This is a genomic window from Enterococcus sp. AZ171 (genome assembly GCF_051714005.1).
GTDB classification, from domain to species: Bacteria; Bacillota; Bacilli; order Lactobacillales; family Enterococcaceae; genus Enterococcus_B; species Enterococcus_B pernyi.
The window spans coordinates 764,366-784,831 of the sequence record NZ_JBIORA010000001.1; the positions used below are offsets into that span (position 1 = coordinate 764,366).

General features: G+C 39.8%; 21 protein-coding genes. 14 read left to right on the forward strand and 7 right to left on the reverse strand.

Features of this window, described 5'->3' with window-relative positions; translation table 11 throughout:
• The first annotated feature begins 115 nt into the window (after nt 1-115).
• The 5 genes from IGJ49_RS03590 to IGJ49_RS03610 all read left to right on the forward strand — a co-directional run bounded on the left by IGJ49_RS03590 (nt 116) and on the right by IGJ49_RS03610 (nt 6,994).
• Complete coding sequence (locus tag IGJ49_RS03590; RefSeq protein ID WP_010736062.1) at nt 116-985, forward strand: class II fructose-bisphosphate aldolase; 870 nt, start codon at nt 116-118, stop codon at nt 983-985.
• A gap of 172 nt (nt 986-1,157) precedes the next feature.
• A complete protein-coding gene (locus IGJ49_RS03595; RefSeq protein ID WP_137072045.1) occupies nt 1,158-2,429 on the forward strand; it encodes a UDP-N-acetylglucosamine 1-carboxyvinyltransferase in 1,272 nt (423 codons plus the stop codon).
• Nucleotides 2,426-3,721, forward strand: a complete 1,296-nt coding sequence (rho, locus tag IGJ49_RS03600) for a transcription termination factor Rho (protein WP_010736060.1) — start codon at nt 2,426-2,428, stop codon at nt 3,719-3,721. Before IGJ49_RS03595 ends, rho begins: the two co-directional genes overlap by 4 nt.
• Before the next feature lie 96 nt (nt 3,722-3,817).
• On the forward strand, nt 3,818-4,081 hold the full coding sequence (locus tag IGJ49_RS03605) for a type B 50S ribosomal protein L31 (RefSeq protein ID WP_010736059.1): 264 nt from the start codon (nt 3,818-3,820) through the stop codon (nt 4,079-4,081).
• A 693-nt stretch (nt 4,082-4,774) separates the two neighbouring features.
• Complete coding sequence (locus tag IGJ49_RS03610) at nt 4,775-6,994, forward strand: M60 family metallopeptidase (protein ID WP_349520142.1); 2,220 nt, start codon at nt 4,775-4,777, stop codon at nt 6,992-6,994.
• 157 nt (nt 6,995-7,151) lie between these two features.
• Here the strand turns inward: IGJ49_RS03610 and IGJ49_RS03615 are convergent, their stop codons facing one another.
• From IGJ49_RS03615 to IGJ49_RS03635, 5 genes are all read right to left on the reverse strand, one after another.
• Complete coding sequence (locus IGJ49_RS03615) at nt 7,152-8,456, reverse strand: PTS sugar transporter subunit IIC (RefSeq protein WP_023519264.1); 1,305 nt, start codon at nt 8,454-8,456, stop codon at nt 7,152-7,154.
• A gap of 28 nt (nt 8,457-8,484) precedes the next feature.
• Nucleotides 8,485-8,790, reverse strand: a complete 306-nt coding sequence (locus IGJ49_RS03620) for a hypothetical protein (protein WP_010736056.1) — start codon at nt 8,788-8,790, stop codon at nt 8,485-8,487.
• A 225-nt stretch (nt 8,791-9,015) separates the two neighbouring features.
• Nucleotides 9,016-9,819 (reverse strand): TPM domain-containing protein, encoded by an 804-nt coding sequence (locus IGJ49_RS03625; RefSeq protein ID WP_023519265.1) that lies wholly within the window; start codon nt 9,817-9,819, stop codon nt 9,016-9,018.
• Nucleotides 9,816-11,009, reverse strand: coding sequence for a TFIIB-type zinc ribbon-containing protein (locus IGJ49_RS03630; RefSeq protein WP_375152141.1), 1,194 nt, complete (start codon nt 11,007-11,009; stop codon nt 9,816-9,818). Before IGJ49_RS03630 ends, IGJ49_RS03625 begins: the two co-directional genes overlap by 4 nt.
• Before the next feature lie 17 nt (nt 11,010-11,026).
• Nucleotides 11,027-12,274, reverse strand: a complete 1,248-nt coding sequence (locus tag IGJ49_RS03635; protein WP_438722431.1) for an SPFH domain-containing protein — start codon at nt 12,272-12,274, stop codon at nt 11,027-11,029.
• Nucleotides 12,275-12,738: 464 nt separating this feature from the next.
• Here IGJ49_RS03635 and dnaX point away from each other — a divergent pair, with 464 nt between their 5' ends.
• From dnaX to rsmI, 9 genes are all read left to right on the forward strand, one after another.
• Nucleotides 12,739-14,475, forward strand: coding sequence for a DNA polymerase III subunit gamma/tau (gene dnaX, locus IGJ49_RS03640; protein WP_438722433.1), 1,737 nt, complete (start codon nt 12,739-12,741; stop codon nt 14,473-14,475).
• An 18-nt stretch (nt 14,476-14,493) separates the two neighbouring features.
• Entirely contained in the window at nt 14,494-14,805 is a 312-nt protein-coding gene (locus IGJ49_RS03645; protein WP_010736051.1) for a YbaB/EbfC family nucleoid-associated protein, read from the forward strand.
• A gap of 23 nt (nt 14,806-14,828) precedes the next feature.
• Nucleotides 14,829-15,425, forward strand: coding sequence for a recombination mediator RecR (gene recR / locus IGJ49_RS03650; RefSeq protein ID WP_019722633.1), 597 nt, complete (start codon nt 14,829-14,831; stop codon nt 15,423-15,425).
• 89 nt (nt 15,426-15,514) lie between these two features.
• Nucleotides 15,515-16,177, forward strand: coding sequence for a dTMP kinase (gene tmk / locus IGJ49_RS03655; RefSeq protein WP_438722436.1), 663 nt, complete (start codon nt 15,515-15,517; stop codon nt 16,175-16,177).
• Nucleotides 16,174-16,503: a cyclic-di-AMP receptor gene (locus tag IGJ49_RS03660; protein WP_010736048.1), complete on the forward strand. Its 330-nt coding sequence runs from the start codon at nt 16,174-16,176 to the stop codon at nt 16,501-16,503. Before tmk ends, IGJ49_RS03660 begins: the two co-directional genes overlap by 4 nt.
• Nucleotides 16,504-16,511: 8 nt before the next feature.
• Nucleotides 16,512-17,450 carry a DNA polymerase III subunit delta' gene (gene holB / locus IGJ49_RS03665; protein ID WP_010736047.1) on the forward strand — a complete coding sequence of 313 codons (939 nt, stop codon included), beginning with the start codon at nt 16,512-16,514 and terminating at the stop codon, nt 17,448-17,450.
• 39 nt (nt 17,451-17,489) lie between these two features.
• A complete protein-coding gene (locus IGJ49_RS03670; protein ID WP_010736046.1) occupies nt 17,490-18,314 on the forward strand; it encodes a PSP1 domain-containing protein in 825 nt (274 codons plus the stop codon).
• Complete coding sequence (locus tag IGJ49_RS03675) at nt 18,307-18,654, forward strand: DNA replication initiation control protein YabA (protein WP_010736045.1); 348 nt, start codon at nt 18,307-18,309, stop codon at nt 18,652-18,654. Before IGJ49_RS03670 ends, IGJ49_RS03675 begins: the two co-directional genes overlap by 8 nt.
• Before the next feature lie 139 nt (nt 18,655-18,793).
• The gene (gene rsmI, locus IGJ49_RS03680) at nt 18,794-19,663 is read left to right on the forward strand and encodes a 16S rRNA (cytidine(1402)-2'-O)-methyltransferase (RefSeq protein ID WP_010736044.1); all 870 of its coding nucleotides are present in this window, start codon (nt 18,794-18,796) and stop codon (nt 19,661-19,663) included.
• 261 nt (nt 19,664-19,924) lie between these two features.
• On the opposite strand, the gene IGJ49_RS03685 is transcribed toward rsmI, so the two are convergent.
• Nucleotides 19,925-20,221: a hypothetical protein gene (locus IGJ49_RS03685; RefSeq protein ID WP_438722440.1), complete on the reverse strand. Its 297-nt coding sequence runs from the start codon at nt 20,219-20,221 to the stop codon at nt 19,925-19,927.
• Nucleotides 20,175-20,438, reverse strand: coding sequence for a hypothetical protein (locus IGJ49_RS03690; protein ID WP_438722442.1), 264 nt, complete (start codon nt 20,436-20,438; stop codon nt 20,175-20,177). Before IGJ49_RS03690 ends, IGJ49_RS03685 begins: the two co-directional genes overlap by 47 nt.
• Between the last annotated feature and the right edge of the window lie 28 nt (nt 20,439-20,466).

Genomic DNA, 20,466 nt, shown 5'->3' on the forward strand with positions numbered 1-20,466 from the left:
TTTTCAATTTTATTGATTTTAGTAGAAAACTAGTGAAATGTTTGGTAAAATAGGTTCGTTGGTTAAGGATCATCTTAACAAATTTAGTTTTCACAAAATTTAGGAGGAATTTATTATGCCAGTAGTATCAGGAGCTGAATTTTTACAAGCTGCTCGTAAAGGCGGTTATGCTGTCGGCGGGTTCAACACAAACAACTTAGAATGGACTCAAGCGATCTTAGAAGCAGCTGAAGCTAAAAAAGCACCAGTACTTATCCAAACTTCAATGGGTGCAGCTAAATACATGGGTGGTTACAAAGTATGTAAAGACATGATCACTAATTTAGTTGAATCAATGAACATCACTGTTCCAGTGGCAATCCATTTAGACCACGGTGACTACGATGCTGCATTAGAATGTATCGAAGTTGGCTATACTTCAGTTATGTTCGATGGTTCTCATTTACCATTCGAAGAAAACTTGAAATTAGCTAGAGACGTTGTTGAAAAAGCTCACGCTAAAGGAATCTCAGTTGAGTGTGAAGTTGGTTCAATCGGTGGAGAAGAAGATGGAATCATCGGAACAGGTGAATTAGCAGACATCGAAGAATGTAAACAAATGGTAGCAACAGGTATTGACTACTTAGCATGTGGTATTGGTAACATCCACGGTCAATATCCAGAAAACTGGAGCGGATTAGCATTTGATCACTTACAAGCAATTGCTGATGCTGTAGGTTCAGATGTACCTTTAGTATTACACGGCGGATCTGGTATTCCTCAAGATCAAATCGAAAAAGCTATCTCAATGGGTATTTCTAAAGTAAATGTGAACACTGAATTCCAATTATCATTTGCTGCAGCAACTCGTGAATATATCGAAGCTGGTAAAGACCGCGAAGGTAAAGGATTTGACCCTCGTAAATTATTAGCACCAGGTAAAGCAGCAATCGTTAAAGATGCTGAATCTCATATCGACTGGTTCGGTTCTGCTAACAAAGCATAATCGATAAAAGTTAGATCGAACGAGATAACTGATAGAAGAGAACAATGTGCCGATCCGGCGATTGTTCTCTTTTTTTATTTAAATAAAAGGAACGATACTCGTTTCTTCGTTTCATCTATGATAAAATACAAGCATATGTATAAATTTGAGGAATAAACAAGGTGGGGAACAAATGAAAAAAATAATCATCGAAGGAAATCGTCCATTGACTGGTGAAGTAACGATCAGTGGTGCTAAAAATAGTGCAGTTGCCTTGATACCAGCAGCGATTTTAGCAGATTCTCCTGTGATCTTGGAAGGTGTACCTGACATTCAAGATGTTCATTCATTGATAGAAATTTTAGAAATCATGGGCGCAACTGTCCGTTTTGAAAACAATGTATTAGAAATCGATCCACGTGGTGTCGTTTCAGTACCGATGCCAAGTGGGAAGATCAATAGCTTGCGTGCTTCTTACTATTTTATGGGCACCTTATTAGCTAAATTTGGCGAAGCAGTTGTTGGTCTACCAGGCGGCTGTTACCTTGGTCCGCGTCCAATCGACCTTCATATCAAAGGGTTTGAAGCGTTAGGAGCAAAAGTCACAAATGAACATGGTGCGATGTACTTACGAACAGAAAACAAAACGCTTAATGGAAATCGTGTGTTTATGGATGTGATTTCTGTTGGTGCAACGATCAATATCATGTTAGCAGCAGTGAAAGCAAATGGACAGACGACAATCGAAAATGCGGCGCGTGAACCTGAAATCATTGATGTTGCGACATTATTGAACAATATGGGTGCCAAGATACGTGGAGCAGGTACTGACGTGATTCGTATTGAAGGAGTAGAAGAACTGCATGGCTGCCGCCATTTCATGATTCCTGACCGTATCGAAGCAGGGACTTATTTGGCTGTAGCTGCTGCCGCAGGAAATGGCGTAAAAATCAAGAATGTGATCTATGAGCATCTTGAAAGTTTTATTGCTAAACTTCAAGAAATCGGTGTGAGCATGAAAATCAGTGAAGACGAGATCGAAGTTTATCCTTCAAAGAATTTAAAAGCCGCGAATGTGATGACTTATCCGTATCCAGGTTTTGCCACAGACTTACAACAACCGTTGACACCGTTATTATTGATGACTACTGGAACTGCTGAGATCGTGGATACGATCTATTCGAAGCGAGTGAATCATGTTCCTGAATTAGCACGAATGGGTGCTGATATCTCAGTAGAAGGTAATATGATCATCCTGAATGGGCCGAATAAACTCCATGGCGCTGAAGTTGTTGCTTCAGATCTACGCGCAGGGGCTTGTTTAGTGATTGCAGGATTGATGGCAGAAGGCACGACAACGATTTATAATGTCGAATATATTTTGCGTGGTTATGATCATATCATCGAGAAATTAACAGCAATCGGAGCAAGTATCAAAATGGTGGAGGAAGTGGAAGCCGAATGAGCGATTATTTGACAATGGCCGAACTGGAAAACAAAACACTAAAAGATGTTTACAGTTATGCAAAAGAATTCAAGATTCCTTATTACAGTAAGATGAACAAAAAGGAATTATCCCTAGCTGTTATTCGAGCTCAGGCTGAAAAACAAGGCTTTTACTATATGGAGGGGATTTTAGATATCGTTGGACAAGACGGCTATGGTTTTTTGCGTCCGATCAACTATGGTCCAAGTGTCGAAGATATTTATATCTCTGCCTCCCAAATTCGTCGCTTCAGTTTAAGAAACGGTGACAAAGTAGCTGGTAAAGCAAGACCGCCTAAAGAATCAGAACGATATTACGGATTGATGCACGTTGAAAGTGTCAATGGGAGAGATCCTGAAGATGCGAAAGAGCGCCCGCATTTCCCAGCATTGACGCCGCTTTATCCGGAGAAGCAACTTCGTTTAGAAACGACACCGCAACAAATTGCAACACGCATGATCGATATTTTCTCGCCGATTGGCTTTGGACAACGTGGGTTGATCGTTGCACCGCCGAAAGCAGGAAAAACATCCATCTTAAAAGAAATCGCTAATGGGATCACTGAAAATCATCCAGAAGTGGAGTTGATCGTTCTATTGATCGACGAAAGACCTGAAGAAGTAACCGATCTTGAGCGTAGTGTCAAAGGCGATGTGGTTTCTTCCACATTTGATCTGCAACCACAAAACCACACGCGGGTTTCTGAATTGGTTTTAGAGCGTGCCATGCGTTTAGTTGAAGATAAACGGGATGTCGTCATCTTGATGGACAGTATCACTCGCTTAGCTCGTGCTTATAATCTAGTGGTACCACCAAGTGGTCGTACATTGAGCGGAGGAATCGATCCTGCAGCATTGTACAAACCGAAAAAATTCTTTGGCGCTGCCAGAAATATTGAAGAAGGCGGTAGCTTAACGATTTTGGCTACGGCATTAGTTGATACTGGGAGTCGGATGGATGATGTCATCTACGAAGAATTCAAAGGAACAGGGAACTTAGAATTACAACTATCTCGTGAATTATCAGAACGCCGTATTTTCCCTGCCATCGACATCAAAAAATCAGGTACTCGTAAAGAAGAGTTATTGATGGATAGTGATCAGCTAGAAGAAATCTGGAAACTCCGTAAGCATATGATTGGCGACTCATTAGAATATACGGAACAATTGATCCGTTTCTTGCGAAAAACTAAAAATAACCAACAATTTTTTAAAGATTTCCAAGATGTTTCTTTTGGCAAAAAAAATCCCACAAGAAATTTAAAAAGATAATTGCAAGCTTATAGGAAACATGGTAAGATGTAAATGTTGTAAATCGACAAATCAACTCTGGTTCAGCAAATGAAGCAGGGCAAAGGAGCGAATAGCATGAAAGAAAATATCCATCCAGATTACCATCCAGTCGTATTTTTGGATTCTACAACTGGTTTCAAATTCTTGTCAGGTTCAACAAAAACTTCACAAGAAACAGTTGAATGGGAAGACGGTAATACATACCCAGTCATCCGTGTCGAAGTAACTTCTGACTCACATCCATTCTACACTGGACGTCAAAAATTCACACAAGCAGACGGACGTGTGGACCGTTTCAACAAAAAATACGGTCTCAAAGACGAAAACGCTGCAGAATAATCAAACCATTGTTAAGTCAAGGTTTAACAGACTATCCTATCAGGATAGTCTGTTTTTTGCTTTTGATCTTTTGTAAATACCAATGTACCACTCATGAAAACAGCAAAACGATTTACTGTTTCTTCTGATCACTGGTTGGCTGTTAACGAAGAATTCTAAACATTAGGTTTATTCGCTTGGTATACAGAAGTACGTGTTAATTTCCTACGTTTTCAAAAATAATAATAGGTTTATGAATTAAGTTTTTTAATGTGTAGATGTATGCTCAGAATCTTTTTCCAAATAAAGAATATTCTGCAAGTAACGATGATTCAGCATTCGACATCAGAAGAAAAGATACTTGCTGTCGAATGCATATCAGACGCGGACATTCCAGAGATAAGAAAAATCTATTTGCTTAAACATTCTAAAACTGTTTCTATCAGAGGCTAGGTCATTCAAGTAGTCTGTTTTTTTATTATATAGGCAAAATATACAAAACATGTTTATTCTTTCCTTATTTTTTTAAATCATTGTTTGATAAGGATAGTGATATAAACAGCAATTTTATAGGTAATTATCAGTTGAAGCATAAATAAAATAAATTTTTTTTCATTTTTTTTAGATGTGATGAAAAATTGGTAAATAACATATTCTTTCAGATGTTATAGTTATTTTGTAATAAAAATTAATTTTAGGGGAGTTATTTTAAAAATGAAGAAAAGTTTATTATTTAGCGCTGCACTGTTAGGAATAGTTATGTTTTCTGATATAACTACTGCAGATGAAGTTATTCATTCGAGGGATAATGAAAAAGCTACCATATCTGCAATCGTACAAACAAATCAAAATATTTCTACTAAACTGGAACTCAAACAGAGTGAGAATCTAAATACATATAGATCAACTATTTTAGATAATCCATTTGGTCCGAGTACTAATCAATCGACCGGAATATATAAGCGTGGGAATGATGTGATCGAGATATACGTAGATGAATCAACTGATCAAACACAACTGCCGACATATACAGTTACTACACCTGCTTTAACGAGTTTTTCGGAAGGGTCGGCAAATGGAACACAACTGGTTAAGGGACGTAATGTGATTTCTGGTTCGCAAGTCGGTCTGATCCACATTCGAAATGAATCTGGTCAAACAGCGCAAGGAAAACTAAGTATTGAAATCAAAGGTGGGATAAAGATTCCTCGGTTTATTCTTGGTAAAACAACCCAGCAGGAATGGACAAAAATGATTGCCGATAATCCGACAGCAGTAGGCTATGAACTAGTCGGTGACCGTGTGTTAGTGACAGGATCGAATCGAACACTCCAGGATGCAAAGGATCCTGAGACGATTCTTAATGCACATGAGAAAGTCATTACATTCCATAATCAAACGTCTGGTTTAGATGGTAGTTCTGCTGTCCATCGAAAGCCAGTTGGTTTGTTCCAGCATTTGCGAGAAACCATTCAGTCTGGCTATTATATGTATGCTTTTTATCAACATACAGCTTATAACAGCACCTCAGATGCAATGAGAGCAGTACTGAATCCTACGACTATCGGACAATGGGGAATTTGGCATGAACTTGGTCATACGTATCAATTATCACGAATGAATTGGAAAGACTTGACGGAGGTCACAGTAAACATTTATTCTCTGCGCGCAGAAAAAGGACTGAGCGAGCGTAGTCGTCTAGAAAGAGATAATCGTTATCCAACTATTTTCAACTATTTGAATGGAACAGGACAGAAACAATTTGATGACCAGGATATCTGGACAAAATTAGGAATGTTCTGGCAATTGGAATTAGCATTTGGTGAAGATTTCTATCCTAATTTACATAAAATGTATCGAAATGAACAACGCGCCCTTCCTACGGAACAAGATAAACGTCAGTATTTTGTCGTTGCGGCTTCAAAAATCAGTGGTCAGAACTTACAACCTTTCTTTGAAAAATGGGGTATTCAAGTAACTGCTGAAAGTCGACTTGAAATGGAAAAACTACCAAGCTTGACTAAAAAAATCTGGGAGTATCGAGATGAGATGACAGGTGAAGTAGGAGATATCGATGGTGGTACGAACAATAATGACAAAGAAGCACCGACGATTCCATCAGATCTTGCGGCGAATGAGGTAACAAGTCATTCTGTCAAATTAACATGGAATCCATCATCAGACAACACAAAAGTCAAAGGGTATAATGTTTATCGGAACAACGTAAAAGTGGGAACAACGGATAAGCCAGAGTATTTAGATGAAAATTTAAAGAGTAACGAAGTATATGTGTATCAGGTGAGTGCTTATGATGAAGCAGGTAATGAATCAGCAAAAACGGGCTTCTTGACGGTTGTTACACGACAAGAAGAAAAAGATGACGAAGCACCAAGCATCCCTACAGGTTTGACACAAGGCACTGTTACTACAAATACCGCACAGATCACTTGGACTGCTGCGACAGATAATTTACGTGTGGCTGGCTACAATATCTATCGTGATGGGGTGAAAATCAATTCAGTAACAGGCTTGAATTTCACCGATACAAATCTAGCAAGCAATACTAGCTATACTTATCAAGTCAGTGCTTATGATGGAGCAGGTAATGAGTCAGGAAAAAGTCCGGCAGTGATAATCAAGACCAATGAGCAAAATGTTATTCAAGATACTTGGCGCAGTGACCAAATTTACACAGCAGGAGATTTAGTGATTTATAACGGCATCCAATACCGTGCTAAATGGTGGGTCAGAGGTGAACGTCCTGATACATCTCAGGCATGGGAGAAAGTAGATAAAACACAAACAGAAGAATGGAGAACAATCAAAGCATATTCTGGTGGTGACCGAGTCGTCTACAAAGGAAAGACCTATGAAGCAAAATGGTGGAATACCAATAGCAATCCCGAAACAAGCAGTGTCTGGGTATTGAAATAATAAGTTACAACAAATCAGTTTCGCTAGAATGAAAAAACAGTAATGAAAAATAGCACCTACTTCTTTCTTTAAGGAAAGTAGGTGCTGTTTTTATGAAATAAAAGAAGTTGACTCAAACTTACTTTAAGTATTTCTCAAATTAGTTAGATAGTGGTGTCTATCTTGGTGTTCCAGTTTCTAAAGCCTGTTCTTTTGCTAATTCATTTTTATCATAAATCTTAACAAATGGATAATACATGAAAATGGAAAGAATGATCAATAAAATGTTCAATACGGCTGCCCGCCAGTCACCACCTGTAGCTAAGTAAGCACCAATAGGACCAGGGAGCGTCCATGGTGCGGTGATGGTAACAGCACTGACTAAACCTAGTTTAGTCGCAAACCAAGCGATGGTTGCGCAAACCATTGGAGCAAAGATAAACGGAATGATCAGTGTTGGATTCAATACGATCGGTACGCCAAAGATAACTGGCTCATTGATATTGAAAATAGAAGGAGTGATGATTGCTTTACCTAATTTTGAAGCATATTTTGATTTGGCTGTGAAGGCAAGCAGAATCGCTAAACCGATCGTACAACCTGCGCCACCGATCCAAACAAACCATTGATAAAAAGGTTCAGCTGCAATATTGGGTAAAGCCTCACCAGCTGCTGCTGCAGTTGTATTGGATTCTAAGATCTGCAACCATAAGGGGCGAGCAAGTGAACCAATGATGGATACGCCATGGATACCGAATGCCCAGAAGAAAGTGATTAGAAAAATCAGCAACAAGACACTCGGCAACGTATCGGTTGCGCTGATCAAAGGGCTGACAATTTTTGAAACGGCAGTGTGCCAATCAAAGCCGATGTAATAGCTGATCGATGCCATGACTAAAATCACGATCAAGGTTGGCGTTAATGCTTCGAAAGAACGAGCGACCGCAGGAGGTACTTGCTCAGGCATTGTGATTTTAAATTTCGATTTATCCGTCAAACGATACACTTCGACTGCAAAAATTGAAGTAATGATTCCGACAAACATCCCACCACCGCCAAGATTGGCCATAGGCAAAACAAAACCAGAAGTACCAGCAGCTTCCGCAGCCTCAAGAGGAATATTGACAGGGATAAAGGTCAACAAAAAAGCAATCGTAGCGAGTAACCCACCAGAAACAACATCTAGTTTATAGGTTTTGGCTAAACTGGCACCGATGCCAAATGTCGCATATAGAGACATGATATACATGGTCATGCGATAAGGTAATAAAATAGTTGCTGCATTTTCGGACAAGAACTGATAGATCCCCCAACTGGGCGGTAAGGGCGGAAAAGCAATGATCAAGAAAAACGAACCGACGATAATTAGTGGCAATGTAGCTATGATCCCATCACGTATGGCACGTAAATGTCTTTGGTTGGCAATTGTAGCCATTGGACCTGCCAAATAACGCTCAATGATTTCTGTAAACTTTGTTAACATATTGACACTCCTTTTTTATCGATAGAATTTAGAAGATGATGCCTTGATACAACCATAGATAAGCGACGAACATCAGACAGACTGTAGCGATAAGAAATGTTCGGATACATCCTTTAGTAAAACCTGTATTAGTTGAAATAAAATAATAATTGCCAGTGATGACAGCAGCTAAAGAGGGAGGAAGAAAGAGAAAGACACCCAGTCGAACTTCCCAGTGCAATAAATAGAATAAATAGGGAATGAAGATACCACTGACGATACAAGCAAGAAGCAAGTAACAAGCCGATTTCATCCCAAAATGAATGATTGATGGAACTGTTTCTTTATTATTCATGGTGAGACCTCCTTTTGTCCATTTGAAACGCTTTCATAAATCAAGTATACATTTATGAAATTAAAAATCAATATATTTATCTATCTAACGTAATTTTATTTCTATACCTATGAAGTATGGACAAGTGTGTAAGTATTTGATGAAAGAATCAAAAAATATGGATCAGATAGAGGGAGTCCCTCATAATCTGATCCATGTTTTGGTTTGTGTTCTGTTTTCGTTTAATTAAAAACTTCGGCCGCCGCCGCCAAAGGTACCGCCACCACTCGAATGAGTCGTGCTGCCACCACCACCGCTTCCTGGGGGTGGCGCTTTAGGGATACGACGAGTCGTGACAAAGGAGTTCGTTAAACGATCTGTTTTGTCCGTCAATTTGATACTTGCCTTTTCACGAAATGGGTATTTATATGTCCCGGATTTCAATTGGTATCGTGAGGCGGTGATCATATAAAAAGCGATGCTTAAGATAGCTGCCAAAGCCACCGCAATCACTATTTCGACGGTAGTCAAAACTTTATACCGAGTGATTTTACCTGTGGCTTCATCTATACGATAATGACCGCCAGGCACTCCTTCATCTACATAAGTAGAAGCTTTGGTCAAATAGGCTTGGGCTGCTGCATAATAGTTTGCATTCGTCATCTGATCATAGACATCATCTAAAATCGAATCGATCCGGCGATCCGTCAAATAGTCAATCATATTTCCAGAAGTGGAGATATAGATTTCTCGTTGCCCCATATCTAAAAGTAAAACAGAACCATTTTGATCATTTCCTATTGCGGTTTTTAAATAGTTGTCAGCGAAGTCTCTAGGTTCTGCAGTATTTGAGGTAGTCGTGACAATAAATACTTGTCCTTTGATCTTGTCATTGATTTCTTTCGCTTGTTGGCTCAGTGTGTTGACTTGTTCGCTTGTAAATAAATTCGCCTCGTCATTGATTGTTGGGGTAGCGGCTCCTACGATCGGTGTCCACAGTAAACTAATGGCTAATAAAAAGAAAATGGAGAGACTTTTTTTACTCATCATATCAAATAGCCTCCAATCATAAAGAGGATCGCTAAAACAGTGAATATCCCGAAAGAGGTCAAAGCGAGTTTTTTATGACTGATCGGTAATACACCGCTAACTTTACCCGTTTGGCCATTCATTGCATAATAATAGACTTTCTTGTTAGAATCGTTGCTACGGTAAGTAACAAGCCAGACCGGTAACAAGACATATTCATTTTTTTCGCCAGTGATTTCTGCAGAAGCACGTACTCCGGTCAAAGTAGTATAGCCATTGGCTGTATCTCGCAACAATTTTTCGGAATAGTCACGTAACTCATTTTGGATATCTGCTTTGATTGCTTGGTACTCAATGTCACGTTTCTCTGCTTGGAATCCAGCGAGATATTGACTTTTGAATCCGATAGCTTTAGCTAAAGGAAATGGTTGGACAGCTTCCACCATTTTTTGTTGAGTATTTTTTGACAAAGCATTTTTTACTAATTCTTTGAAGAAAAGCTTTCCTTCACGGTGTACGGCATATTGTTTTGTTTCGGTATACTCGATATCACCGACACGCCAGATTCTGACAACTGTCCCGTTGGCTTGTAAAGAACCATCTAGTTCAGCGTCGGTTGCCCAATATGGGAAATAAACGCCAGTTAATTTGTCGATTTGCTCCTGATTGAAAAATGCTTTTGGTACAAACCATTTTTTCTTCGTCCATGCGAGAAACTGTTTAATTGCTTCTTCTTTTTCTACAGCAAAAGGCAGAACTTTATTTGGTAAGAAGTCACCACTTAGTCGTCCGGATAGCACGACTGGATTATGACAGTAGTAACAATAGGTAGCAGCTGTAGTGGCTTCTGTGACGATTTCTGCACCGCAGTTTGGACATAAAAATAGTTCCATGTTGCTTTGTTCGTCAGTAGCCGTCTGTTCAGCTGTTGCCTCTGTATCAGTCATTCCACCAGCATCGGCAAATGCTTGACGTTCTGTTTCATCCATTTGATCGAGCTGTTCTTCTGCTGTAAAGGTGAACTCATCCGTTGCAACTGGTTGATCTTGAGTCCCATTAATGTCGCGGGCCGCTTTTTGTTCCTCTTCATATTGACTGACTTCTGCTTCTGTATAAATATTTAGGCAATAGTCGCAATGAAATTTTTGATCTTTTGGATCGAAGGTCAATGGTCCGCCACAATTGGGGCATTTATGTGTTAAAGCATCCATTCAGGCACCCCTTTCAACTAGTCGAGTGGGATACCTTTGAATGGTTTTCCACAATTTGGACAAAACTTAGGAATTCCATTTGAAAGATCCACTACTTCATGACATTCGCTACATTTCATTTCAAGCTTTGGTTGGCTATTTGCCACTGGTTTTGCAGCACCACAGTTTGAACAGAATTTCCCGGTGTTTTCGGTACCACAGACAGGGCAAGTCCATGTATCGTTAGTACCTTGAGCTGTTTGTTGGTTTTGTTTTTCTTGTTGTTGCTTGATTTGTTCTTGATTATTTTGTGCGGACTGAGCTAAGTAGGAGCCATTGGCATTCATGCCCATTCCCATACCCATAAAGCCAGTCATCGCACCGGCATCATTTTTACCTGCAGCTTCCATCCCACGAGCAATCGAACCTTGCACATAGCCCTCACGGACACTAGGATCACCTAACATGGCACCTTCATTGCGCATGTTGATGAGTTTGACCGAATCATCTGTGTAAGAGATGCTAGCAACTGCGACAGAAACAATCTCCATCCCACGAAGCTCACGCCAGGAATCGTCTAACGCTGTGCCCATATATTTGCTTAGTTCTAAACTTTTTGATGGGACATAGGAAATACGTTGCCCATCAGCAGACATTTGGTTGATCGCTGATTGAAGAGCAGTCAAGAATTCTGCTAAATATTGTTCATTGATATCTGCAATTTCAACTTGCGCCTTATTTTTAGGAATTGCATTTGTATAGAATAATATTGGATCGGTGATATGGATAGAGTACGTTCCATGCGCACGTAAGAATAATTCTGCATTATAGAAATTATCAAAGTAATTTAATGGCGCGCTTGTGCCAAATTTGATTCCTTTGATCTCTTGTAGATTGATATAGAATACTTGTTGTTTTTGTGGAGTTACGCCACCAAATTTAAAGCGGTCAAAGGTTTCAGCGATTGCACCTTTCAATGAACCATTGAACATGGAAGGGGCAGCATCGTTTTTGATCGTATAATAGCCTTCTTCAGCTGTGTAATCGATGATTTTTCCACCATCTACCAAAAGCATCATCATGTTCGGATAGACATGAACGACTGTGCCATCTGTCAATACATCTTCTGTACCTTTTCGATTGGATCCTCTTTTATCGTCTTTACGTACCTTGACACCTTTTGTCATGACTGTGGTGTCGCTCATATTGTCTGGTTCAATGACTTCGATCCATTGATCTGCTAATCCGCCGCCGATCATGCTAGTTGCTGCTTTAATAAGTCCCATAAAAAGTCCTCCCTGTGAGCAAGTATTTTTTTACTACGTATATGTTTGTATTATACCATAGGAGACTGAAAATGCTCTCAGTCGAAAGATGTAGAAAACCAGAGCACCTATTTCCCACATTCAGCCATACGTTTTAGAACTGAACTTTTTTTCAGAATCTGGATAAATACTGTTCAAGGCGCAACTCTTTGGACACAGCTCAAAAAATCAACGATGAAATAGCTATTTTTGCTGTTTCTGTCTAATAGTCTAGAGTTTAAGGTTTCTTTCACAACCTAGACAAACGATGTTCGAAATTGGTATTTAGCCGAAACATCCCAAAATATGAGCAGCTTTTTTGAATGTTAAGGCTTATTTCTAAGTGTTGCTCACTTCTGTTACAACCGAATAAAGTATAGTAGTTTTTTTTGGCTAAATCACGTATAATAAAAGTTAGTGAATTTTTCAAAAGAAGGGGGATCCTTATGGCATATCAAGCACTTTATCGTGTGTGGCGTTCACAGCGATTTGAGGATATCGTTGGACAAAAAGCTGTGACACAAACATTGAAAAATGCGATTGTTTCCCATAAAACCTCACATGCCTATTTGTTTACAGGACCAAGAGGGACAGGGAAAACAAGTGCGGCAAAAATATTTGCCAAGGCGATCAATTGCCCAAACAGCAAAGATGGTGAACCTTGTAATCATTGTGAGATGTGTCAGTCGATCACGACTGGGACACAAGAAGATGTCATTGAAATCGATGCGGCAAGTAACAATGGTGTCGAGGAGATCCGTTTCATCAGAGATCGAGCAAATTATGCACCAACAAAAGCCGCTTACAAAATTTATATCATTGATGAAGTCCACATGCTTTCGACTGGAGCGTTCAATGCTTTACTGAAAACACTGGAAGAACCAAAAGAAAGTGTTATTTTTATTTTAGCAACCACTGAACCGCACAAAATCCCTGCAACGATCATCTCTCGAACACAACGTTTTGATTTCAAACGGATCAATGCAGCAGATATTACCGAACATTTAGAATATATCTTGGATCAAACAGAGATTGCTTACGAAGCGCCTGCGTTGACAGTCATCGCACGAGCAGCAGAAGGTGGGATGCGAGATGCGTTAAGTATTCTTGACCAAGCGATTTCTTTCAGTGATGGCACGATCACGTTGGATGATGCAATGCAAGTCACGGGGAGTTTGACGAATGAGATGATGGATGCGTATCTATCCGCTTGTTTTAGCAAAGAGATCCCACAAGCCTTACAAGAATTGAATCAAATTTTAGCGGCAGGAAAAGAATCACGGCGCTTTTTAGAAGATCTGTTGTCTTATTGCCGTGATCTATTGATGTTTCAGCAAGCACCAAATCTATTAGAGGAAACCTCACATGTCAAAACAGAAACATTCACGACATTGGCGAAAGAAATCCCGGCACAACGCTTGTTTCAAATGATCCAAATTTTGAGCGATACACAAAATGAGGTGCGTTTTACAAATAGTGCGACTATTTATTTAGAGGTTGCGACAGTGAAACTAGCTCAATCTTCAGCAAATGAAAGTCAGCAAGTGCCTAGTGAAATCGATCAGCAACAAGTAAAACAATTGCAACAAGAGATCCAAGAGCTGAAAAAGGAAATCAAAGAAATCAAAAATGGCACGGTGAAAGTCACTGCGAATCAGCAAACGCCGCAATCACCTGTTCAGAAAAAACAGCCAAGTACATACCGTATTCCTACGGAACGGGTGTATAATGTACTAAAAGAGGCGACAAGGAAACACTTGAATGAAGTAAAAGAAGTCTGGGATGATCTTTTGATGAGTTTGTCAGTGACCCAGCGAGCGATGCTCAAAGCAAGTGAACCAGTTGCGGCAGGACCTAATGGACTAGTGATTACTTTTGATTATGAAATCGTCTGTCAGCGCGCAGCTAATGACGAAGGGCTTCAATTAGCGATCCACAACCAACTTAGTCGCATGATCAAAGATTATGCGCCAGAGCCTGTCTATATCACACGGGAAAGTTGGCCTGGTCTAAGAAATAATTATCTCGTCCAAGCAAAGGATGGAGAAGCAGAAGAATCGTTTGCGTCTGATGATGAATCAGACGAGATCGAATTGCTTCCTCAAGAACAAACAAACCAAGAAAATGTAGTGACGAAAGCTGAAGAACTTTTCGGTTCAGCAGTCACAGTAATCGATGATTAGAAAAGGAGAGCGATATTAATGATGCGCGGAATGGGAAATATGCAAGGGATGATGAAGCAAGTCCAAAAAATGCAAAAAGAAATGGGCGAAGCCCAAGAAAAACTAAATGAAACAGAATTTACTGGTAGTTCTACGAATGATCTAGTCAAAGTCGTCTTTACTGGTAATCGTCGAATGAAAGATATCCAGATCAATGATGAAGTAGTTGACCCAGAAGATACAGAAATGCTACAAGATTTGATTGTGATGGCTGTAAATGACGTATTAGAAAAAATCGATACAGAATCAGAAAAAACAATGGGAAAATACACTAAGGGCTTACCCTTTTAAATTTTCCTGAAGGGGAAATGAACATGCAATATCCAGAACCAATTGCCAAACTGATCGACAGTTATATGAGACTTCCAGGTATTGGTCAAAAAACAGCGACAAGACTGGCTTTTTATACGATCGATATGAAAGATGAAGTGGTCAATGAATTTGCCAAAGCTTTATTGAGCGTCAAACGCGATCTACATTTTTGTAGTATTTGCGGAAATATCACAGAAGAAGATCCTTGTGAGATCTGTAAAGATCCATCGAGAGATCGTGGCATCATTTTAGTCGTTGAAGAACCAAAAGATGTCATGGCGATGGAGAAGATGCGTGAGTATCGTGGCTTGTACCATGTGCTACATGGTGTATTGTCACCAATGGAAGGTACGGGTCCAGAAGATATCAATATTCCTCCTCTCTTACAACGTTTGCATGATGCAGAGGTCCAAGAAGTGATCATCGCAACGAATGCGACCACTGAAGGAGAAGCAACAGCAATCTACCTTTCACGATTGATCAAGCCTGCTGGTATCAAAGTCACACGGTTAGCTCATGGCTTATCTGTTGGTTCCGATATCGAATATGCAGACGAAGTGACTTTAATGAAAGCGGTCGAAGGCAGACGTGAACTATGATTTTTTTCTACGAGTCAGATCGCGGTAGTTTGATCAACAAAGATTTTCAGATACAATAGAAAAGCAAGAGAAGAGATGGAGGAACAAGTGTGAACGGCTTATTTATTACGATCGAGGGACCTGATGGTGCAGGTAAAACGAGTATCATCAAAGAACTATATCCTCTTTTACAACAAGTAGCAAAAACAGAGATCATTCAAACTCGGGAACCAGGTGGGATACCAATTGCTGAACAGATTCGTGCAGTGATTCTTGATCCCAAAAATGATCGCATGGACGAGCGAACAGAAAGTTTATTATACGCAGCTGCTCGAAGACAGCACTTGGTCGAAAAAGTTTTACCTGCACTTTCGAGTAGGAAAATCGTTTTGTGTGATCGTTTTGTCGATAGTTCGTTGGCCTACCAAGGTGCGGGTCGTCGGATCGGCGTAAACGAGATTGCTGAACTGAATGAATTTGCTACAGAAGGAACGACTCCTGATTTTACTCTTTATCTTGATGTGGATTCTGACACAGGATTACGTCGCATCGCTAAAAATCGCCAGAATCAAATCGATCGCTTAGATTCAGAGGGATTAGAGTTCCACCAGCGTGTCCGTCATGCCTATTTGAAATTGGTAGAGGAGCATCCAGACCGCATCCATAAGATCGATGCAAGAAATAGTTTTGAAGAAGTGTTACAATTGAGTTACCACGCAATTATCAACCAATTTCCACAATATTTTGAAAGTCAGGAAGGTGAACGTAAATGAAAATCATTTTAGCAATCATTCAAGATAAAGATAGCAACCGTTTGTCCAATGAATTGATCGATGCAAACATTCGTGCGACTAAATTATCTTCTACTGGTGGTTTCCTTAAAGCGGGAAACAGCACATTTATCGTTGGTATTGAGGACGATCGTGTCGAAGAAGCATTAGAGATCATCAAAAAAACATGTGAGTCAAGAAAACAATTTGTTTCTACTCCAGTAACGTTAGATATTTCAATGGACGGTGGCGTTCCTTATCCTGTAGAAGTAGAAGTGGGCGGAGCAACAGTCTTTGTCTTACCAGTTGAAGGATTCCACCATTTCTAGGAGGAACTATGGCTCAAGAAAACATACTTGCGCAAATGCAACCTCTCGTGTATCAACAACTTCAACGAAGTTTTGAGCATGGGCGTCTCGCTCATGCTTATCTTTTTGAAGGTGAAAAAGGTACAGGAAAGCATGAGGTAGGCATTTGGTTAGCACAACATTTATATTGTACGAATATGAACAACCAACAACCTTGTGGCAGATGCAATAATTGTCAACGGATCAAAAATCAAGAACATCCGGATGTACTCGTTCTTGCACCCGATGGTCAGTCGATCAAGGTCGATCAGATCCGGCGCTTACAGACAGAGTTTAGTCGTAGTGGATATGAATCAAGGAAAAAAGTATTCTTGATCCAGGAAGCAGAAAAAATGAACGCGAGTGCGGCCAATAGTCTATTGAAATTTTTAGAAGAACCACCTGGTGATTTTCTAGCGATTTTAGAAACGGAAGCCATTGGTCGGATCTTACCTACGATCCAATCTCGTTGTCAAACCTTGCATTTCCAAGAATTGTCAAAGGATTCATTGATTCAAAAATTACAAGATCAGCAAATTTCTGCGGAAAAAGCAAAACTTTTGTCATTCTTGACAAACAGTTTAGGAAAAGCAGTTGAAATCTCAGAAGATGAATGGTTTAATGAGGCTAAGGACTTGATTTATCAATGGTTTGTCTACTTAGATAAAAGAGATACACAAGCCTTTATCTATGTCCAAAAACGATTGGTGAAAGTATTTAAAGAAAAAAAACAACAATTTACTGGTTTTTCAATTTTAATGTATTATTATCAGGAAGCTCAAAAACAGGCGATAACATCTGGGGAGTATGGTAAAGTCAAACGGCTGAATCAAACGATTGAACGTATTTTGTTAGCAGAACAAAAACTGCGTAGCAATGTGAGTTTTCAAGCCGTTGCTGAGCAATTTGTATTACAAACGATTTTTTGATTTGTCAATTTATATTTTGCGTAATCAAGGAGGCCACAAATGGTAGAAGTAGTAGGTGTCCGTTATAGAGATGCTGGTCATGTCTATTATTTTACACCCGGAGATTCAGAATATGCATACAATGATAAAGTGTTAGTCGAGTCTCAGCAAACTTTACATATCGCAACGGTTGCTATTCCCAAAAGAGATATTGATCTGGAAGATTTACCTGAAACCATCAATCCCATTTTGCATAAAGCAACAACTGCTGAGCTAAAAAAATGCAACAAAAATGAAGAAGATGCAAAAAAAGCTTTTTTGATTGCGAAAGAAAAAATTAGAGAGAGAAAACTAGAAATGAAGATCGTCCAAGTTGAATATACTTTTGATCGAAGCAAATTGACTTTTTATTTTGCGGCAGATGGACGTATTGATTTTCGTGAATTAGTGAAAGATTTGGCGGCCGTTTTTCGTACAAGGATCGAATTGAAACAAATCGGTGTTCGGGATGAGGCGAAGATGATCGGAAGTATCGGGCCTTGTGGGCGACCACTCTGCTGTTCTTCTTTCTTAGGAGATTTTGTCCCTGTTTCGATCAAAATGGCAAAAGAACAAGGATTATCACTGAACCCAACTAAAATTTCTGGCTTGTGCGGTCGCTTGATGTGCTGTCTACAGTATGAAAGTGAAGCATATGAAGCCGCAAAAAAAGAACTCCCTGACTTTGGGAAAACACTTGAAACTCCTGATGGTAAAGGGAAAGTCGTAGGATTGAACCTGCTTAGTTGCTTAGTTAGTGTGCGACTGAACGGACGGGAGAATCCTGTTGAATATGAATGGGATGAACTAAAAAATTTCATCCAAGTAGGTGAGATGAATGGATAAGAGATCATTATATGATGGGTTGAACCAATTGGAGTCAGAGTTACGAAATACATTGACTGAATTAGTAGAGATGAAACATGCACTGCATGAGATCGTTGAGAAAAATACCACCTTAGAGATGGAAAATCAACGATTACGTGAACATCTTCGTGAATTGAACCAAGTGGCGCAAGCTCCAGCTGAAAATGCCAAACAAGAACTATCAAAATCCCGAATGAATCTTGAAAAGATTTACGAAGAAGGATTTCATGTTTGTTATGATTTGTATGGTTCAAGACGTGAAAATGATGAACCTTGTGCGTTCTGTTTAGAAGTGATCTATCGTGAAAGTGGACGCTAAATCAAAGGATCTAGTGGCTTCTATCACAGTCAATGAATACCGCAAAGCATTCTTGTTTTGCGGTATTCGTCGTTGAACTACCAGGATAAATTTTTTAATTAGAGTAGCTTCCTTTACTCTGTTTGATAAGGAGAATCATATGTATAACCAAAAGAGCTTTAAAGGAAATCACGTGTTTGGCACACTTTACCTCGTTCCAACACCGATCGGAAACTTGGAGGATATGACTGTTCGCAGTGTGCGGACATTACAAGAAGCGGATTTGATCGCGAGTGAGGATACACGCAATACACAAAAGCTATTGAATCATTTCGAGATCCAAACTCCCCAAAAAAGTTTGCACGAACATAATTATAAAGAACGTATTCCTCAATTGATCGACTGGCTAAAAGAAGGAAAAACGATAGCACAAGTAAGCGATGCGGGCATGCCATCTATCAGTGATCCTGGACATGAGCTTGTTGTTGCTTGTATCAAAGAAGATATCCCAGTTGTAGCATTGCCAGGTCCTACAGCGGGTATAACCGCATTGATTGCCTCTGGGCTTGTTCCGCAACCATTTTTATTCTATGGTTTCTTACCTAGAAAGAAAAAGGAACAACAGGACATACTAGCATCTCTTGTCGCACAGAAAGCAACATTGATTTTTTACGAATCACCTTATCGCGTAGCCGCAACGTTGACTAACATGTTGGAAGTGTTCGGCAATCGTCAAGTGGTGCTTTGTCGAGAATTGACGAAGATCCATGAAGAATACCTACGCGGAGACATCGAAGAATTACTTGGTTATTTAGAAAAACAGCCGATCAAGGGAGAATGCTGTTTACTTGTTGAGGGAAGCAACGAGGAAATAGTCCCAACTGAACAGCTTCAAGGTAGCTTGAAAGAACAAGTACAACAATTGATCGATCAAGGAGAAAAACCGAATGCGGCAATCAAAACGATTGCAGTCAAAAACGGAATCAAGAAACAAGAAGTTTATCGTCAGTTCCATGAATTGGATAATTAAACGAAATAAGAAGAACAAGCTACATCAACTATTCTAGATAAATGAAGCGGAGAGACGGAAATCAGGTTTAGATTTTCGTCTCTCCGCTTATTATTGATGAATCATTTCTTAAATTATAGTTTTCGTATTTTGAAAAGAGTAGAAGGGAACAATACAGCTATTTAGTTTACTGCGATGATTCCACTCTTTTTTGATGCAGAAATTATTTCGACAGCTTGTTCGTTTGATTGCATCTAAGTGATATAAGAAGGGTTAACCGGATTAATCTACAGGATCACGATAAGGTAAAATAGAGATATTCTCGCTTTGCCCGGCTTGCCCAGCGCTACCACTTTTTCCAGCACTGCCACTTGTTCCCGGTGAGCCCGGCTTGCCATCACTTTTCTTAGACCCGCCTTTTCCAGCAGCAGCGCCGTTTCCACCTTGTCCAGGGGAAACGTCATGTGTACCTGTAAGAATATATTCCACTCCTTCCTCTATATAGATAACTATATTTGCTCCGTTTCCACTTTTACCACCATTTTCCGCCATTTCCACCATTCCCACCATAGCTGCCAAAAGGAGTATCTCCTGTAAGTTTTTTGATATAAAACTTACATTCAGATGAGTTGCCACCCTCTGTTCCGGGAGAGCCATCTGCACCCTCAGTCCCATTTCCACCCAATTTTTTATTAATATCGGAACCACCGTTTCCGCCGTTTGCTCCAGCTGCTCCATTCCCGCCATTCCCGCCATTTCCTCCATGTGTCCCAATGACGACAATTCCATTATTCAAGGAAGTATGCTCCAATTGAGTCATCTGT

Coding starts and splice junctions, on each gene's coding strand:
- IGJ49_RS03590 (WP_010736062.1), top strand. CDS start 116: ATGCCAGTAGTATCAGGAGCTGAATTTTTACAAGCTGCTCGTAAAGGC.
- IGJ49_RS03595 (WP_137072045.1), top strand. CDS start 1,158: ATGAAAAAAATAATCATCGAAGGAAATCGTCCATTGACTGGTGAAGTA.
- rho (WP_010736060.1), top strand. CDS start 2,426: ATGAGCGATTATTTGACAATGGCCGAACTGGAAAACAAAACACTAAAA.
- IGJ49_RS03605 (WP_010736059.1), top strand. CDS start 3,818: ATGAAAGAAAATATCCATCCAGATTACCATCCAGTCGTATTTTTGGAT.
- IGJ49_RS03610 (WP_349520142.1), top strand. CDS start 4,775: ATGAAGAAAAGTTTATTATTTAGCGCTGCACTGTTAGGAATAGTTATG.
- IGJ49_RS03615 (WP_023519264.1), bottom strand. CDS start 8,456: ATGTTAACAAAGTTTACAGAAATCATTGAGCGTTATTTGGCAGGTCCA.
- IGJ49_RS03620 (WP_010736056.1), bottom strand. CDS start 8,790: ATGAATAATAAAGAAACAGTTCCATCAATCATTCATTTTGGGATGAAA.
- IGJ49_RS03625 (WP_023519265.1), bottom strand. CDS start 9,819: ATGATGAGTAAAAAAAGTCTCTCCATTTTCTTTTTATTAGCCATTAGT.
- IGJ49_RS03630 (WP_375152141.1), bottom strand. CDS start 11,009: ATGGATGCTTTAACACATAAATGCCCCAATTGTGGCGGACCATTGACC.
- IGJ49_RS03635 (WP_438722431.1), bottom strand. CDS start 12,274: ATGGGACTTATTAAAGCAGCAACTAGCATGATCGGCGGCGGATTAGCA.
- dnaX (WP_438722433.1), top strand. CDS start 12,739: ATGGCATATCAAGCACTTTATCGTGTGTGGCGTTCACAGCGATTTGAG.
- IGJ49_RS03645 (WP_010736051.1), top strand. CDS start 14,494: ATGATGCGCGGAATGGGAAATATGCAAGGGATGATGAAGCAAGTCCAA.
- recR (WP_019722633.1), top strand. CDS start 14,829: ATGCAATATCCAGAACCAATTGCCAAACTGATCGACAGTTATATGAGA.
- IGJ49_RS03660 (WP_010736048.1), top strand. CDS start 16,174: ATGAAAATCATTTTAGCAATCATTCAAGATAAAGATAGCAACCGTTTG.
- holB (WP_010736047.1), top strand. CDS start 16,512: ATGGCTCAAGAAAACATACTTGCGCAAATGCAACCTCTCGTGTATCAA.
- IGJ49_RS03670 (WP_010736046.1), top strand. CDS start 17,490: ATGGTAGAAGTAGTAGGTGTCCGTTATAGAGATGCTGGTCATGTCTAT.
- IGJ49_RS03675 (WP_010736045.1), top strand. CDS start 18,307: ATGGATAAGAGATCATTATATGATGGGTTGAACCAATTGGAGTCAGAG.
- rsmI (WP_010736044.1), top strand. CDS start 18,794: ATGTATAACCAAAAGAGCTTTAAAGGAAATCACGTGTTTGGCACACTT.